Here is a 349-nt window from a genome sequence, read left to right as displayed (position 1 = left end):
GGACGCCTGCCTGTCACGCAGGAGATCACGGGTTCGAACCCCGTTGTGACCGTTTTTTTTATGGCGCGATAGCTCAGTTGGTAGAGCATACGATTGAAGCTCGTAGTGTCGACGGTTCGATTCCGCCTCGCGCCACTTTGATAGGGGTATAGTTTAATGGTAGAACAACGGTCTCCAAAACCGTCGGTGGGGGTTCGACTCCCTCTACCCCTGCTTATACAATTTTATGGCGGTTGTGGTGAAGTTGGTTAACACACCGGTTTGTGGTTCCGGCATGCGTGGGTTCGAATCCCATCAATCGCCCTTGAAATCAGGGATATGATTTCGATTGTTATTTTATTATTTAGAT

At 49.0% G+C, this 349-nt stretch carries 3 tRNA genes; all 3 read left to right on the top strand.

Annotated features, from left to right (window positions below):
• Positions 1-62 precede the first annotated feature (62 nt).
• The 3 genes from IV50_RS06715 to IV50_RS06705 all read left to right on the top strand — a co-directional run bounded on the left by IV50_RS06715 (position 63) and on the right by IV50_RS06705 (position 303).
• A tRNA-Phe gene (locus IV50_RS06715) sits at positions 63-135 on the top strand.
• A 7-nt stretch (positions 136-142) separates the two neighbouring features.
• Positions 143-213: transfer RNA gene (locus tag IV50_RS06710), tRNA-Trp, on the top strand.
• Between the two features lie 16 nt (positions 214-229).
• Positions 230-303 (top strand) — tRNA-His (locus IV50_RS06705).
• Positions 304-349 lie beyond the last annotated feature (46 nt).

It is taken from the genome of Weissella viridescens, from assembly GCF_001437355.1.
Classification (GTDB): domain Bacteria; phylum Bacillota; class Bacilli; order Lactobacillales; family Lactobacillaceae; genus Weissella; species Weissella viridescens.
Note: the sequence above shows the minus strand (reverse complement) of the source record. Positions and strands in the feature narration are given on the sequence as shown.